A 15661-nucleotide genomic window follows, 5' to 3' on the forward strand; every position below is an offset into this window, starting at 1 on the left:
CTCGTCAGAAACGTAGGCTGGTCACCATGTTCCCGCCTCAGGTACCCACGACCGACGTGTCCGAGCTCGACGCCGAGCACCCCGTGCCCGAGGGCGTCGTGCTCCTCGACGTGCGCGAGCAGGACGAGTGGGACGCGGGCCACGCGCCCGACGCCGTCCACATCCCCCTCGCTGAGCTCCCCGTCCGCTGGGGCGAGCTCGACCCCGACGTCCCGATCCTCGTGATCTGCCACTCGGGTGGGCGGTCGGCGCGCGCCGCGGCCTGGCTCAACCAGGGCGACTTCGACGCGACCAACCTCGACGGCGGCATGGTCGCCTGGTCGCAGCGCGGGTTCCCGGTCGAGGCGTAGTCGCTCGGTCGCGGGACGACCCGCCAGCGCTACGCTGCCGGGACCTCGCCCACCGGGGCCCCGTCCTCGACGGGCGGCGGCACGTCGGTGCTCCCGTCGCCCGGGAGCACGGCGCCCTCGTCCAGGGTCGCCTGGTCGACGACGGGTGGCCACGGCTGACGTGGCCCGACGGCGGCGGCCCCGTCCGGGGTGACCGAGACGATCTGCCAGTCCACGATCCGCCGTTCGGTCGGGTCGAACCGCAGCAGCGTCATCTCGGCCGTGCCCTTGAGCGGCCCGATGCGGGAGGCGTTCGCGATGGCGCCCGCGGTGCTCCCGTTGACGTAGCGGATGCCGCCGCCGACCTGCTCCGGGTCTGCGCGGGTGTGCATGTGCCCGGAGAGCTGGGCGGGCACGCAGCCGGACTCCATGGGGACGTTGCCCACGCGGGGGGTGTGGATGAGCAGGATGTCGATCCCGTCGTCGGCCGTGCAGGCGACCTCGGTCAGCTCCTCGGCCTGCGCGGTCGCTCCTCCCGCGCGGGTCGTGGGTCCTTCGATGAGGCCGGGGGCCATGGCGTCGCTGTCGCCCAGGATGCGGATTCCCTGGACCTCGAGGATCCCGCCGTCGAGCACCTTGGCGCCTCGGGAGCGCTCGCGCGCCGAGGTCTCGGTCGAGTCGTGGTTGCCGTCGGCGACGACCATGGTCGTGCCCTTCGGGAGCGCCGACATGTAGGCGTCGACGCAGAAGTTCTCGACGGCGGTCCCGTTCATGGTGGTGTCGCCCGCGTTGAGGACCAGGGTCGCGTCGGAGCGATCGATGGTCGTGCGGATGAGCGGGGCCATCCCGATGTTGCAGTGCAGGTCGCTGATGAGCAGCATCGTCACGAGCTCGGCGTCGTCGGTGGGAGTGGGCGTCGGCGCGGACGGCTCGTCGCTCGCGCGGGGTCCGGTGGTCTCCGCGCCGTCGGCCGCGTCGGGCGGGTCCTCGCCCGCACCTGCCTCGGCCTGGGCCGCGGCCTCCGCAGCCGCCTCTGCCGCGGCCGCCTGCGCCGCCTCGGCCTCCTCGATCGCGTCGCGCTCGTCCCACGCGGCGACCAGGTTCTTGTCGGCCATGTCGTAGAACTCGTCGTTCTCCCGCAGGAAGTCGACGACCATGCCCCCGTAGGTGTCGACGATCCCCGCGAGCCGTCCGGTGATGCGGGCACCCTCGAGAGGGGTCCCGGCGAAGACGGCGGAGGTGGGGGTCGTCGTCCCGAGGTCGCGCTCCTGGGTCGACGAGGACAGCGACCCGGCGACGAGGGAGACGATCGCGACGCTCGCCGTGATCTCCCAGGTGCGGGGAGCGAGGACCGAGGTCAGCTCGTCCCTCCTGGCCGCCCCGAGGACCACGTACCCGAGGGCGCCCACGGCACCGGCCACGAGGATCGCGAACCCCGTGCGTCGTAGCGCGTCGAGGACCAGCGCGCGGACGGCGTGCCCGATCGACTCCTGCGGCCCGCTGAAGAACTGGAGGTAGCCCTCGAGGTCGTTCGTGAGACCGGCGAGCGTCGTCGCCTGGTCGACCGCGGTGAGGTCTGCCGGGATCTCCTTGACCGTGACGCTCGCCCCGAGACCGGCGGGGAGCGGGGAGTCGATCTGCAGGGTGCCGAGCGGTCCCAGGTCGACGGTGACGACGCTGTCCGTGGTCACCTCGTAACGGGCCTCGTGGGGACCGAGGCTGAGGTCGGCGGTCGCGGTCGTCACGCCCCAGACGACGCAGGGGACGAGTACCGCGACGACGGAGAGGGTCCAGCGGACCCATCGGGGAGGCGTGCGGTGCGTGGTGGTCATCGGATCCAGCCTTGCCGATCAGGAGGGGGGTCGCCATCGGCGCGCCGTGCGCACCAGGGGTGGATTCGTCACAGGGGTCGGCGTGCAGTTCAGTCCTACTACACTTCGTCCATGGCCAAGAACTCGACGCCCGACTTCGTGCTGCGCCCCTTCGAGGGCCTCCCCGGCGAGACCGACTGGGTCGCCCTGCGGGAGGTCGTCCCCTCGGCCTCGGCACCTGCCCGCACCACGAAGGAGTTCGGCGCGCGCGACGTGCTCGTGGTCACGGTCCTGCCTGCCGGCTGGGCTGCGCTGCACCGCCAGGACGGCACGATCCTCCTCGCGCTCCAGACCATCGCGGGGTCCGGAGACACGAGCCGCGACCTCGCGGCCGCTCTCCTGGAGGCCATCGAGGCGGAGCCGGGCACGTCGATCGAGCTGGGCGAGCTGCCCGGACCGGGTCCGCGCCTGCAGGACGTCCTGGACCTGTCGGTGCCCTTCGAGGTCACGGTCCATGACGACTTCTCGTTCTGGCTCGATCCGACGACGGACGTCACCCCGGACCTCAAGGCGTCCCTCGACCAGGCGTCGGAGTCGATCGTCCCCACGGTCAAGCTCGCGTCGGTCGAGTCGGCCTACTGGTGCTCCATGAGCCGTGAGTTCCTGCGCTGGGCCTGGCCCGTGGGCGAGGAGGCGCTGATCGACGCGATCTCGCGCCTGCACGCCAAGCGCGAGTCGGGTCTGGGCGGCGGCAAGTTCGTCGGCGCGTTCCGCTCGAGCGGTCTGCTGGTGCCCGTGTGGGAGCTGCCGCGCGGCACCGAGGCGGCGGACATCGAGGAGCCTGCCAAGGAGCTCAAGGCGAAGCTCGACGCGGCGCTCGCGGTGACCGAGCCGCTCGACGCGAACGAGCGCCGTGCGCGTGCGGGCATCGTGTCCCGCCAGGTCACGCTGCGCTGACCTCGGCACCGAGGGCATAGAGGTTCGGCAGGGGGCGACAGCACCCGGGCGTCGCCGGTACGGCGTCCGGGTGCTGACGCCCCCTCCGCCCACCCCCCTTCACGTCACTCCGGGTACGCCCGGAGTGCGCGTCCTCCAGGCACGACCGCGACGTGGCGGCCGACGGGGGACGGCAGGACGCAATACCTCGTCAAGAACCCGGGCACACCGTTCTCGGGGAGATCCCGGGAAGACGGCCGTGACTTTGCCACCAAGAGTGTGGCAAACTGCGGGAAACTCTTTGCACTACTAGGCTGGACGGCGTGAACGCGGACCATCGGTCGACCGAGTCAGGAAAGAACCCCACCACCGGCACCACCGGCGAGGCCGTCGGCGTCCCCGCGAACGGGACGCACGCGCTCCCGGTGGCGAAGACCCCGCGTCCCGCACCGCTCACGGGTGGCGGCCGGCAGAAGCAGCGCGTGGCGGTGATCATCCCCGCCAAGGACGAGGCGCGCCGCATCGCGGCGACCGTCCGCGCGGCCAAGGCGATCCCGCACGTGGACCTCGTCCTGGTCGTCGACGACGGCAGCGAGGACAGCACCCAGCACGTCGCGCGCGAGGCGGGTGCCGTCGTCGTGCGTCACTCGCACAACCGCGGCAAGGCCGCGGCCATGGAGACGGGCGCGGCGGTCGTCGCGATGCGTGACGTCGCCGACCGGCCCGCGCGCCTCCTGCTGTTCATCGACGGCGACCTGGGGGAGACGGCCGTCAACACGGCCCCCCTCGTCGACCCCGTGCTCAACGGTGCGGCGGACATGTCGATCGCGCTGCTCCCGCCGCAGCCCGGCGCGGGCGGCCGGGGCATCGTCGTGGGAGCCGCACGTCGGGCGATCCAGTCGATGACCGGGTGGACGCCCACGCAGCCGTTGTCGGGCATGCGCTGCCTGACGCGCGAGGCCTTCGAGGCCGCGACGCCGCTCGCGCGCGGCTGGGGCGTCGAGACGGGTCTGACGATCGACCTGCTCCGCAAGGGGTACGTCGCGGTCGAGGTGCCGTGCGACCTGCGCCACCGCCCGTCCGGCTCGGACCTCAAGGGGCAGATCCACCGCGCGAACCAGTACCGCGACGTGCAGCTCGCGGTCGGGGCGCGGCGCGTGCGCAGCGCGATCGACGCGCTGAGCGGCACCAAGCACTCGAAGTAGTCCTTCACGACGAAGCGCCCGGGCGGTCTCCGCCCGGGCGCTTCGTCGTCCTACCTGCCCGACGCCGCAGGTTCCGCCGCGTCGGGCGGTGCGGCTCCGTCGTCGGGCATGTCGTGCGGCGCCGTCGGCCGCGCGGGGGCCGCGCCGACCGGGACGTCGGCCGTCGAGGCCTCGGACGGTTCGGGATCCTCGCCCGGGAACGCCGACGCGTGGAGCGCCGCGACCGTCAGGAGCGGGATCGCCGGGATGAGGGCGATCATCGCGATCCGCACCCCGAAGTCGTTCACGACCGACCCCGCCACGGACACGATCCACAGCGCGAGGAGCGCCGGGCGCAGGAGCGGCCAGGCCGCCTCGGTGCGGGCGAACCATCGTGGCGTGAAGCGCCTCGACCCGAAGAGGAGCAGCGCGGCCGCGACGAGCACGAGGATCGTGAGCCACACGGGGACACCGCCCAGCACAGAGCGCAGGGCGTAGCCCGCCTTGCGGGCGAGCGTCTCCCACGCGCTGCCGTCGACCACCTGGGCGACGAAACGGCCGAGGTGCGACCGCTGGTCCGGTGGTCGGAGCCAGTCGAGGACGCCCACCGCGGCGACCGCGGCGACGCCCACGGCCGCCACCGCGAAGAACCTGCGCCAGGTGACGCGGGCGCCAGAGGCGGCCAGGCCCAGCACGGCGAAGGCCGGCACGAGGACCAGGCCACCGCCCAGGTCCGCCCCCCACGTGGGCCACACGTCGATCGCCATCGTGACGACGCCGATGACCCCGACGGTCACGGCGGCGGCGACCCGCCGGTGCCGCAGCACGAGCCACTGCGCGAGCGCGGCGGCCAGGACCAGAGCGGCCACGGCGTACACCGAGAAGGTCGGGTTGCCGAACCCGTAGAAGCGCGCGCCGAACGTCGGCGCCGACCCGAGCGGGCTGGCGCGGTTGAGCGGGGTGCCGATCATCGCGTCGAGGCTCAGGGCGACGAACGTGATGCCCGCGACGATCCCCGGGGCCAACCAGGCGGGCCGGCGTGGAGCGAGCGCCCCGAGAGCCGCGACGATCGCCGTCGCGCCGACCGTCGACAGGACGATCGCGAGCGTCGGGTTCGCGAACCGCCACCATCCCGTCAGCGAGGTGAGGAAGGCCGCGGTGGGGACGGCGGCGACCACGAGCGCCGCCCCTCGGGCCCACACCCAGGCGCGGGCCCACCTGGCGCGGGCTCGGGCCGAGCGTGCTCTCGAAGCCACGGGGGCGAGCGCGAGGCACGCGACACCGAGCGCGAGGCCCGCGTAGAGGGGGACGTCGACGAAGAACGAGTACACGGTGCGCCGCACGTGGTCTCGTGAGGTGAGGTCGGCCAGCGAGGACGCCGTCGTGGCCGCGTCCGGGGCACGGACCGACCCCCATGCCAGGGGTGTGTCCTGGATGCGTGGTGGGGGAGTCACTCCGGCCGCGCTGAGGATGGTCGCGGGGACGTCGAGGAGCCGGGCCACGCCGTCGGTCCGGGTGGCCGCGCTCGTGAGGAAGCGCGCCTGCTCCGGGCCGTCGGTGGTCGGTCGGGCCAGGGCGACGCCGAGGACGGGACGGGCCCCGGGGTTGCCGCTCACGTCCACGACCAGGACCGTCGCACCGGACGGGGCGCGGTCGAGAACCGTGCGCACGCGCTCGTCGACCGCGCGCAGCCGCTCGGTCCGAGCGGCTGCGCGGTCGGCGGACTGCTCCGCGGCCGACCGGGTGGGGTCCAGCGGTGGCACGGTGGCGTCTCCAGCGTCGACCACGGTGAGGGGGCAAGCGAAGGTGTCCGTCCCCGGAGCGAACGCCCCGGCGGCCTCCCGGTAACGCGGGACCGCGCCGTCGGACGTCGCGAGGGCTGCTGCGGCTCCCGGCCCGACGGCGGTGGCACAGGTCGTGGTCAGCGCGTCCCCGAGCACCCCGAGCCGGGCCTGGTAGGTCGACCCGCGCTGCAGGGCGACCAGGCCGTCCCACCCCGACACCTGGGCACCGTCTCCCGACACGACGGGGGTGAGGTCCGGGCAGGCCCAGGACCCGTCGGCGGCGCGCTGCGTCGTGACCTCCGCGAGCTGGCCCGCGGACAGGGCGAGCCACCCGCCCGCGACACAACGTCCCGCCGCGCCGGTGGGCTGCGAGACACCTGCTGCGCCCGCGCCGTCGGTGAGCATGTCGTTGAGCGTCGGGGCCGACCCCGACGAGACGTCCTCCCAGGTGACCCCCGCGGTGCCCACCACGACCAGCGGCTGGTCCGCGGCGACCACGTCGGACCTGCTCGGGGCGACCTCGGTCCCGGCGGGCACCGTGGCGTGCGGCGAGCGCACCCCGGCCGCGCTCAGGACGCTCGAGGCGAGGAGGATCACGACGAACAGGCCGCCGCCGATCGTGGCCACCATGGTGGGCATCCGGCGGACACCGGGCGCTGCCAGGGCCTCCGCCGTGGTGAGGACGGCGCGGGCGTCGCCGTCCGGGCGGCCGGTCGACCCGGCGTCCGCGGGCGCGAGGTCGTCGGTCATGAAGCCCGGCACGAGCATCGCTGCCCCGACCACGAAGACCATGATCCCGATGATGATGCCCGAGTCGTTGAGGACGGACCCGACCCCCGCGACGACCACCAGGGCGATCGCCGTGGGCTTGAGCAGCGGCCATGCCCGGTACGCCGCAGCCACCTCCGGAAGGCGCCACCGCTCGGGGCGCAGGAGGACGATGCTCAGGCCGACCACGAGGACGGTGGCGAGCACACCCCCCGGGTTCGCGATCGTCTTCCACGCCCCGGCAGCCTTGCGGGCGATCACCTCGAAGGCCCCGCCGTCGAGCAACGACTGGACGAACCCTCCCAGGTGCGAGCTGCCGGTCGGCGAGAGCCAGTCGATCACGGAGATGACGGCGACGACGAGGACCGTCGCCCCGGCCACGACCGCGATCCGCAGCAAGGTCAGCCGGACCTTCCCGACGAGGAGGGCCAGGACCGCGAAGGCAGGCACGAGGGCAAGGATCCCGCCGAAGTCCGCGCCGAAACCGGGCCAGCCGTCGATGACGACCGTGACCGTCCCGACGGCGGCGACGAGGGCCGCCGCGAGCCGTCGGCGTCCCCGCTCGACGGCCGCGCTCGCCAGGCCGCCCGCGAGGACGAGGCCCGCGACCGCGTAGACGGCGAAGGTGACGTTGTTGAAGCCGTAGAAGCGCGTGAAGTCGACCACCGCGGACGTCCCGAGCAACGAGGCCTGCTGCAACGTGGTCCCCGTCGCCCCGTCGATCGTGAGCACCAGCCACGTCACGCCCCCGAGCGCGGTCGGCAGGGCCCACGGGCGCCGGGGGAGCAGGCGCGAGCAGGACCAGGCCACGACCGCGACCAGGACCGTGGCAGCGGTCAGGGCGAGCGTCGCGGCGGCGTTCGGGGCGCTCCAGACCCACCACCGGGCCAGGCTGGCGAGCGACGCGCCGACGGGGGCCGAGGCGACCACCAGCAGGACGGCCGTCGTGACGCGCCGTCCCACCCGGCCGGGCGGCACCGGTGTCGGGGAGCCGCGTCGCTGAGCCGCCCTGCGCACCCACAGCAGCCCGCCCAGCGTCACGACGAGCGCCGCGATCAGCAGGCCGACGAGGACTGGGTAGAGGCTCGGGATGGTGCTGGTCAGGACGTTGAAGTACTGCCGGTTCTCGACCGTCCGGGAGACGTCCATGCGACGGGTCTCGCCCAGGGAGATGGGGGCACCGTCGAGTCCCTCGGTGCTCCCGCCGGCCTCGTGGACGATGGTCGCCGAGACGTCGACGAGCTGGACGATGCCGTCCGTCTGCGTCGAGGGGGAGTGGAGCCAGGTGCCGGTCACGACCTCGGGCCGCCAGTCGACCACGACCTGCGGGCCGGGCTCTCCGACGGGTCCCGCCGAGACCCCGGCGATCAGGACGCGGGTGCCCAGGTCGGCTTCCTTCACGATGCGCCGCAGCGTCGCGTCCAGTGCCTCGAGGCTCTCGCCCCGTCGTCCGGAGCTGTCGAAGAGCTCTCCCTGGTCGATCACTGTGACGGGGCACGACTGCAGGTCGCCGGCCGGGATCTGGTCGATCCCCGAGACGTAGCGGGACACGTGCCCGCCCCCGTCGGCGAGCATGACCGCGGCACCCGGCCCGACCGCCGTCGCGCAGACGTCGACGTCGGCGAGTCGCTGCGCGACGGCGCCTGCCGGGTGCTGGGCCGCGACGTCGTCGGGCTGCTGGGTCAGGGTGGCCCACCCAGGGATCGTCGCGGGCCCCTCGAGGTCGCCGCTCGCGGCGACCGGCTGCGGCAGCTCGGGGCATCCCGTGACCGCGGGGTCCGCCGCGCCGTCCTCGCCGTCTTCACCGGGCTCGCCGGGCTCGTTCGTCGGGGCGGAGGCAGGCGCGTCGGCTGTCGAGACCATCTGGCCCGCCGAGAGGGTCAGCCAGGCGTCGGTGGTGCACGCCGTCCGCCCGGCGACGAGCGACGCGACGGAGCCGGTACGGATCATGCTCCAGAGCGTCGGCGTGGCGGTCCGGGAGATGTCACGCCAGTAGAGGCCCGCCACGGCGACCAGGATGGTCGGCGTCGGTTCGGTCGACTCCGCAGCCGGGGCCTGCGCGAGCGTCGGCCGGGTCTCGGTGGGGGCCGAAGTCCCCGGCAGGGCGTGCCCGGGCAGCGCGGTGCCGACCAGGCAGACCAGCGCGAGCAGGACGGCGACGGCCGCCCGGAGCGTGCGCGGTCGCGAGAAGGGCAGGTCAGCGGCCGGTTTCGTCACCGGACCAGCGTACGGGGAGCGTCTCCGGGGGCCCGCTCGACCAGCGGGTCGGGCACCGTTCCTCCACGAGGTCGGCCCAGGGTGGTCGCGGCGGGCCGGGCCCGAGGCGAGGTCCGACGGCAAGGCGGCCCCTACATCTCCGGTCGCACCGACTGCTGGAGGAAGGCGAGGACGGCAGCGACCCGGTTGTTGGCCCCGCCCTCGAGGTCGAGCAGCTTGTAGATGGCCGTGAGGTGGGACTCCACGGCCTTGGTCGTGATCCCGAGATGCTCGGCCACCGCACCGTTCCCGTCCCCCTGGGCGACGGCAGGACCGTCCGGGACCGTGCGAGGGAGGTGCCCTGCGCACAGGAAGAAGCCTGTCTCAGGCGCAGGTCAAGAAGATGCCACCGCTAGGTAAGACCCTAGGGAACGGGGGAGAAGCGCGGGTTCAGCGGTCGCGGGAGGGGGCTGAGACGTCCGTGTCCGGTGCCTGCGCGGCGGCCTGAGGCGGGGCGTCCGGGGCCGGAGCGTCGGCACCGCCGCTCGGGCCCCGGCCGTCACCTCCGTCGTCGATGTCCTCGCCGAGAGCCTCAGGAGGCGCTGCGCCAGCGCCCGCCGAGGTGTCCCCTGACAGGTAGCGCAACCAGCCGGAGCCCGGGTCCCCCTCGAGGACGAGCGCCCGGGTGAGCAGTGTCAGCGGGATGGCCAGGATCGCACCCAACGGCCCGATCACCAGGGTCCAGAACACGACCGAGAAGAAGCTCAGCGTGAGGCTCAGGTTCACCGCGTCGGCCACGAACTTGGGCTGGACCAGCACCTGGAGCACCACGTTCACCACGCAGTACACGGCGACCACGGCCAGGGCGAGCGGCCAGCCGCCCACGACGAGCGCCATGACCGCGGGCGGGACCAGGCCGAGCACGAACCCGATGTTGGGCACGAAGTTCGTGACGAACGCGAGGATCGCCCAGACCGCCGGGGCCGGGACCCCCATCCACCACAGGGCCAGGCCGTCGATCACGGCGACGACGGCACCGAACGACGCGTTGACCACGAAGTAGCGGCGGACGCCCGAGTTGTACGCGGTGATGCGGTCGAGGGTCGCGGGGCGCTCCGCACCGAAGCGCGAGCGGGCGTCCTGGTAGCGGGTCGCGTCGGCGGCCATGAAGATCACGTAGGCGAGCACGAAGAAGAAGGCCGTGAGGACCGTCATGGCGGTCCCCCCGATCGTCGCGGCGAAGCCCGCGAGAGTGCTCGGGTCGAGCCAGGACGCCAGCGCGTCCGTGACCTGCCCCTCGACGCCGAACGACTCCAACCACGTGGTGGCCTGCGCGACCATGTCCGACAGGTCGTCGAGGTACTGGCCCACGAGGCTCGCGAACTGCACCCCCGCGAACGCGAGCAGGGCCGCGAGGGCGCCCAGGATCAGGTAGGCCGTGACGATGGTCGCGGTGGTCGCCCCCCACCGGGACCAGCCTCGCCGCTGGAGCGGGCCCCGGACCGGCTGCACGATGATGACGACGACCGCGGCGAGGGCGAGGGGGCCGAACAGGCCGCGCGCGAGGTAGATCCCGGCGAGGACGATCACGGCGGCGGCCAGGCTGAGCAGGGTGCGGGTCGAGGGCGCGAGGCCCGGCGGCCGAGGGGCGTCCTGCAGTGCGGTCATCTAGGTGGTGCTCCTCGGTAGGACGGTGCGTCAGGTCGAATGATGCCCTCCGGTCAGGCGGTCCGCACGACCAACCCGCCCGGCTCGACCCAGGCCTCGAGCTCGACGGCCTTGCCCAGCAGGTCGCCGTCGACCTGGGCCTGCTCACCGCCCTCGACCCGGACCCGGACGCGCTTGGCGCGCGCATGGTCGATGCGACCGATCTTCGCGGGCAGGTCGTTGCGCACGCCGAAGCCCTGCATGACGACGTCGCCGAAGAGCTGGGCCCAGCCGACGACTCCGCCCCGGGTGTCGATCGCCGCGACGTCGAGGATGCCGTCGTCCAGCACCGCGTCCGGGAGCAGCGTGATGCCGCCGGGCAGCTTGCCGCAGTTCCCGACCAGCAGCGTGCGGAGCTTCGCGCTGACCACCGGGGTGTCGTCGAGCTGGATCTGCGCGCGCAGGCGGCGGCCGTGCAGGTGGCGGATGCCCGCGACGAAGTACGCGACCCATCCCATCTTCGCCTTGAGCGACGCGTCGGCGTCGGCGACCATCGCGGCGTCGAAACCGAGTCCCGCGATCACGAGGAAGATGTGCGCGGTCTCGGTGTCCTGCTCGGGGAGGGCGTCCCCTGCCGTGTCGTTCGCGCCGTCCGTCCCGGTCCCGGCACCGACCTCGTCCGCCTCGCCGGTCCCGGGCGCCTCGGTCGCGTCGTCGCCCGCCGCGCCCGAACCCGTGGTGCCGGTCCGTGCGGGGTCGTGCGCGGCGCCGTCGGGCTGGGCGAACTCCAGGACGCGGGCCCACCCGACGTCGATCACGCGGTCCGCGCCCGCGACGACGATGCGCAGGGCCTCGTCCGGGTCGGCGATGGGCAGGTCGAGGTTGCGCGCGAGGAGGTTGCCCGTGCCGAGCGGCACCAGGCCCATGGGCTTGCCCGTGCCGACCATGCCCTCGGCGACGGCCCGGACCGTGCCGTCGCCGCCGACCGCGACCACGATGTCGGCGCCGCGGGACAGGGCTTCGCGGGTCTGCCCGACGCCCGGGTCCTCGATGGTGGTCTCGAGCCACAGGGGCTCGGGCAGGTCGGCGTCGGCGCACACGCGCCGGACCGTCCGCTCGAGGTTCGCGACCGCGGGCTTGGAGGGGTTCGCGACGAACGCGATGAGCTGACCGACGTCCTCCGTGAGCGCCTCGGCGACCGCGAGCGGGGGGTCGAGGCGACGACGACGTCGCTGCTGCGACCAGACCGTCATCGCGACGGTGAGCGCGACGGCGGAGATGGCGACCGCCGCGACCCCCAACCACATCTCCCAACCCATGGTCGACACGGTAGCGCCCGGGATGCCGACGATGACGTCCGAGCCCGCCGAAGGTGACGTACCCGTCACCCTCGGCGGTCTCCCGCACCTCGCTCCCAGGCCGCCCACAGCTGCGCGTACTGGCCGCCCGCCCGGCGCAGCTCGTCGTGCGTCCCCGACTCGACGATCCGCCCGGCCTCCATGACGACCACGCGGTCCGCGACCTGGGCCTGGCTCAGCCGGTGCGCGATGACGACCGCGGTCCGCCCGGACAGGGCCGCGTGTGCGGCTCGGTCGAGGGTCGCGGCGCCGTCGGTCCCGACCTCCGCGGTCGCCTCGTCGAGCACGACGACGGCCGGGTCGAGCAGCAGGATCCGCGCGAGCGCGAGCTGCTGCGCACGGTCGGGCGACAGGTCGAGTCCGCCCGCGCCGACGACGGTGGCGAGGCCGTCGGGCAGGTCGTGCGCCCAGTGCGCCTCGACCGCGTCGAGCGCCGCTGCGAGCTCCGCGTCGCTCGCGTCGGGGCCCGCGAGGCGCAGGTCCTCGGCGAGCGTCCCGCTGAACACGTGGACCTCCTGGCTCACCATCGCGGCGTCGGTCCGTCGGCCGTCGTCGTGCGGGGCCCGACGGCGTCGTCCCGGCGCCGTGCCCAGGACGTGCACGGCGCCGCGCGTCGGGCGGTGGATGCCCATCGCGAGCTTCGCGACCGACGTCTTGCCGGCCCCGGAGGCCCCGACGAGCGCGACGTGCTCGCCCTCGGCGACGTCGAGGTCCACGTCGGTCACGACGTCGCGCCCGGGCGTGTAGGCGAACGTCACGCCCCGGAGCACGACGGCGGAGCGCGGCTCCCGGGAGGCGGTCGCCGGACCGGGGTGGTGGTCACCCTCGGCGGGGATCGTGTCACCCTCGGCGGGCTCCGCCGTCGCCGCCGTCACGCCCACGAGGCGGGCGAGGCCTGCACCCGCCTTCTGGATCTCGTCGAACTCGCCGAGCACCGTCCCGATCGGCCCGAACAACCGGTGGAAGTACAGGGCCGCCGCCGTGGCCGCGCCCACGGTCACGGCGTCGCCCGAGACGAGCCAGAACCCCGTGGCCAGCACGGCCCCGAGTCCGACGAGCTCGGCGACGTTGAGCCGGTTGTAGAACCGGGTGAGCAGCCCGATCCCGGTCAGCGACAGGTCGATCGCCCGCAGCGACGACGCAGCGACGAGCGCCTCGTGCCGGTCGCCGTGCCCGAGCGTCGTGACGGTCGTCGCACCCGCGACCGTCTCGATGACCTGCTCGGTGCGCTGCGCCTCGGCGACGCGCACCTCCCGGTACACGGGGCCCGAGCGGCGCAGGAACCAGCGCAGCGACACGACCTGCAGGGGGGCGGCCGCGACCGCGGCGAGCGCGAAGCGCCAGTCCAGGGCCCCGAGGCCCACGAGCGTCAGGACGATCGTGAACGCGGCCGACGTGACCGCGGGCAGCACGCCCGAGATCGCCTCGCTCACGGCGTCGACGTCCCCCGAGACGCGAGCCACGACGTCGCCGACGCCCGCCTGCTCGACCTGTTCGAGGGGCAGGTCGAGCGCGCTCGCGAGGACGTCCTCGCGCAGGTCGGCGAGCGCTCCCTCGCAGATCCGGGCGAGGAGGGTCTGGCCGAGGTAGCCGAGTCCCGCGCTCAGCACGCCGGCCCCGAGGAGCAGGAGCGCGTAGCGCACGAGGTCGGCGGTCTCGCCGTCCTCGACCACGACGTTGACCAGGACCCCGAGCAGGGCGGGCATCGCGAGGCCCGCGACCGACCCGGCCAGGAGGACGGCGACGGTCCCGGCGAAGAGCCATCGGCGGCGGGTGAGCATGCGCCACAGCGCCGCGTTGGTCGCGGCGGTCGAGGCGACGGGCAGGATCTCGTGCGCCGGGGCGGCGCGGCCGGCCCCGGTCGCGGCGGCGGCGCTCACGACGCGACCAGCTCGGCGCCGGTGCCGACCGAGCCGGCCGAGCCAGCCGAGCCGGCCGAGCCGGCCGCACCGTGGACCCCGGCCGCACCGGGCGTCCCGCTCACTGCCACCACCACGTGGTCGCACGCCGCGAGCAGCGTCGGGCTCGTCGTGACGAGCAGCAACGTGCGCTCGGGGAGACCGCGCAGCGCCGCCGCGATCCGGGCCTCGGTCACGGTGTCGACGGCGGTCGTGGGGTCGTGCAGCACCAGCACGGGTTCGGGGCGGTGCAGCGCCCGGCCGAGGACGAGGCGTTGGCGCTGCCCGCCGGACAGGTGCTGGCCGCGCCCGGTCAGGTGGGTGTCGAGGCCGTCGCCGAGGTGCCCGAGCACCTCGGTCGTCCCCGACGCGTCGAGCGCGCGCGGGTCGAGCGGGCCGTCGGGTGCGAGGTTGTCGCGCACGCTCGCGCTGAACAGCGACGCGTCGTGCCGGGCCGCGAAGACGAGGGCGCGTCCGGTCGCGGGGTCGAGCGTGGAGAGGTCGGTCCCGTCGACGACGACGGCTCCTGGTGGCGCGGGTGCACGGCACCCGAGGACGTCGACGAGCGCGGCCGCGTCCCCGGCGTCGGGCACGACGACGCCCACGACCTGTCCGCGGCGGACCGTGACGGACGGGAGCGTGGAGCCGCCGAAGACCCCGGCGAGGGTCACCGAGCCGCCCGACGGCGTCGCACCCGCCACGCCCGCGTCCACAGGCCGGGCCGGGGCGCTGTGGACGGTCGGCTCGCCGAGCAGGAGCAGCAGACGGCGTGCGGACGCGCGCTTCTGGGCGAGCTCGACGCCCAGGAAGCCTGTGCGGGACATGGGTTCCTGGACGAACTGCGCGAGGCCGACGACGGCGACGAGCTCGCCCACCGTGATCTGCCCGGCGAGCGCCGTGCGTCCCGCGAAGAGCGCGACCGTCGCGAGGAAGACCACCGAGAGCCCTTCGCTCACGGCCTGGTACGCGGCGCGGGACCGGACGGCGCGCAGCGCGGCCGCGAGCGAGCCGCGGCTCGCTCGGCGGTAGCGGTCGGCCGCGGCCTGCTCCGCGCCCAGGCCCTTGAGGACGCGCAGGCCCGTGACGAGATCGGTCGCGAGCCCGCCGGCGCGGGCCGCGGTCTCCTGCTCGGCCTCGCTGCGCGCCTCGAGGGGGACGGACAGCCGGTGCATCACGAGGAGCATCACGGGGGTCGCGACGAGGACCGCGACGCCGAGCGGGACGGAGACGAGGAGGAGGCTCACGGCGGTCGTCCCGATCGCGGCGAGCGCGCCGAGCTGTCCCGTGACGAGCCAGGCGATCCCCGCGACGCGGTTCGTGTCGGAGGACGCGATGGTCAGGGTCTCGCCCGCCGCGCGGCGCCTGGCCATGCCGCGCGGGTCGAGGACGCGCGCGACGGTGAGCTGACGCAGGTCGTGCGCGGCGAACGAGAACGCGCGGACGGTCGAGCGCATGCCGATCCGCCAGGCCATGGTCAGGACGAGGAAGACCGCCGTGAGGACCCCGAGCCACAGCCCGAGCGCGGCACCGTCACGCGGCATGATCGCGCGGTCCACGACCACGCCGATCAGCACGGGCACGAGCGCCTCGGCGACCTGGTGGACCATGAAGCCGCTCGCGCCCGCGGTCAGCAGGAGCCACCGGCGGTTCCCGGTGAGGACGAGGCGGAAGACCTGGCCGACGGTCGTCGGCGGGGGCCCGCCGCGGCGTGCGGGACGACGGGTACGGAGGGGCATGCTTGCTAAGGTAA

10 protein-coding genes are annotated in these 15661 nt (G+C 74.3%); 3 read left to right on the forward strand and 7 right to left on the reverse strand.

From position 1 onward, the window contains the following. The first annotated feature begins 26 nt into the window (after positions 1 to 26). Positions 27 to 350 carry a rhodanese-like domain-containing protein gene (locus ACZDYF_RS09700; protein ID WP_475055955.1) on the forward strand — a complete coding sequence of 108 codons (324 nt, stop codon included), beginning with the start codon at positions 27 to 29 and terminating at the stop codon, positions 348 to 350. Between the two features lie 29 nt (positions 351 to 379). Here ACZDYF_RS09700 and ACZDYF_RS09705 read toward each other — a convergent pair whose 3' ends face one another. After that, the gene (locus ACZDYF_RS09705; protein WP_475055960.1) at positions 380 to 2161 is read right to left on the reverse strand and encodes a metallophosphoesterase family protein; all 1782 of its coding nucleotides are present in this window, start codon (positions 2159 to 2161) and stop codon (positions 380 to 382) included. A gap of 111 nt (positions 2162 to 2272) precedes the next feature. On the opposite strand from ACZDYF_RS09705, the gene ACZDYF_RS09710 reads away from it, so the two are divergent. Continuing rightward, complete coding sequence (locus tag ACZDYF_RS09710; RefSeq protein WP_364075713.1) at positions 2273 to 3097, forward strand: DUF5926 family protein; 825 nt, start codon at positions 2273 to 2275, stop codon at positions 3095 to 3097. Between the two features lie 404 nt (positions 3098 to 3501). Then, entirely contained in the window at positions 3502 to 4281 is a 780-nt protein-coding gene (locus tag ACZDYF_RS09715) for a glycosyltransferase family 2 protein (protein ID WP_191790042.1), read from the forward strand. A gap of 50 nt (positions 4282 to 4331) precedes the next feature. On the opposite strand, the gene ACZDYF_RS09720 is transcribed toward ACZDYF_RS09715, so the two are convergent. From ACZDYF_RS09720 to ACZDYF_RS09745, 6 genes are all read right to left on the reverse strand, one after another. Next, complete coding sequence (locus ACZDYF_RS09720; RefSeq protein WP_475055963.1) at positions 4332 to 9029, reverse strand: hypothetical protein; 4698 nt, start codon at positions 9027 to 9029, stop codon at positions 4332 to 4334. Positions 9030 to 9160: 131 nt separating this feature from the next. Next, a complete protein-coding gene (locus ACZDYF_RS09725; RefSeq protein WP_475055965.1) occupies positions 9161 to 9307 on the reverse strand; it encodes a hypothetical protein in 147 nt (48 codons plus the stop codon). A 151-nt stretch (positions 9308 to 9458) separates the two neighbouring features. Further along, positions 9459 to 10676, reverse strand: coding sequence for an AI-2E family transporter (locus ACZDYF_RS09730; RefSeq protein WP_475055967.1), 1218 nt, complete (start codon positions 10674 to 10676; stop codon positions 9459 to 9461). A 53-nt stretch (positions 10677 to 10729) separates the two neighbouring features. Then, positions 10730 to 11974 carry a diacylglycerol/lipid kinase family protein gene (locus ACZDYF_RS09735; RefSeq protein WP_475055972.1) on the reverse strand — a complete coding sequence of 415 codons (1245 nt, stop codon included), beginning with the start codon at positions 11972 to 11974 and terminating at the stop codon, positions 10730 to 10732. Between the two features lie 65 nt (positions 11975 to 12039). Continuing rightward, positions 12040 to 13893: an ABC transporter ATP-binding protein gene (locus ACZDYF_RS09740; protein ID WP_475055976.1), complete on the reverse strand. Its 1854-nt coding sequence runs from the start codon at positions 13891 to 13893 to the stop codon at positions 12040 to 12042. Then, positions 13890 to 15647, reverse strand: coding sequence for an ABC transporter transmembrane domain-containing protein (locus ACZDYF_RS09745; RefSeq protein ID WP_475055978.1), 1758 nt, complete (start codon positions 15645 to 15647; stop codon positions 13890 to 13892). Before ACZDYF_RS09745 ends, ACZDYF_RS09740 begins: the two co-directional genes overlap by 4 nt. Between the last annotated feature and the right edge of the window lie 14 nt (positions 15648 to 15661).

The organism is Oerskovia sp. PE-21s, from assembly GCF_056158145.1.

Bases quoted from the DNA above. Each gene is read 5' to 3' on its own strand.
- ACZDYF_RS09700 (WP_475055955.1), top strand. From the start codon at position 27: ATGTTCCCGCCTCAGGTACCCACGACCGACGTGTCCGAGCTCGACGCC.
- ACZDYF_RS09705 (WP_475055960.1), bottom strand. From the start codon at position 2,161: ATGACCACCACGCACCGCACGCCTCCCCGATGGGTCCGCTGGACCCTC.
- ACZDYF_RS09710 (WP_364075713.1), top strand. From the start codon at position 2,273: ATGGCCAAGAACTCGACGCCCGACTTCGTGCTGCGCCCCTTCGAGGGC.
- ACZDYF_RS09730 (WP_475055967.1), bottom strand. From the start codon at position 10,676: ATGACCGCACTGCAGGACGCCCCTCGGCCGCCGGGCCTCGCGCCCTCG.
- ACZDYF_RS09735 (WP_475055972.1), bottom strand. From the start codon at position 11,974: ATGGGTTGGGAGATGTGGTTGGGGGTCGCGGCGGTCGCCATCTCCGCC.
- ACZDYF_RS09745 (WP_475055978.1), bottom strand. From the start codon at position 15,647: ATGCCCCTCCGTACCCGTCGTCCCGCACGCCGCGGCGGGCCCCCGCCG.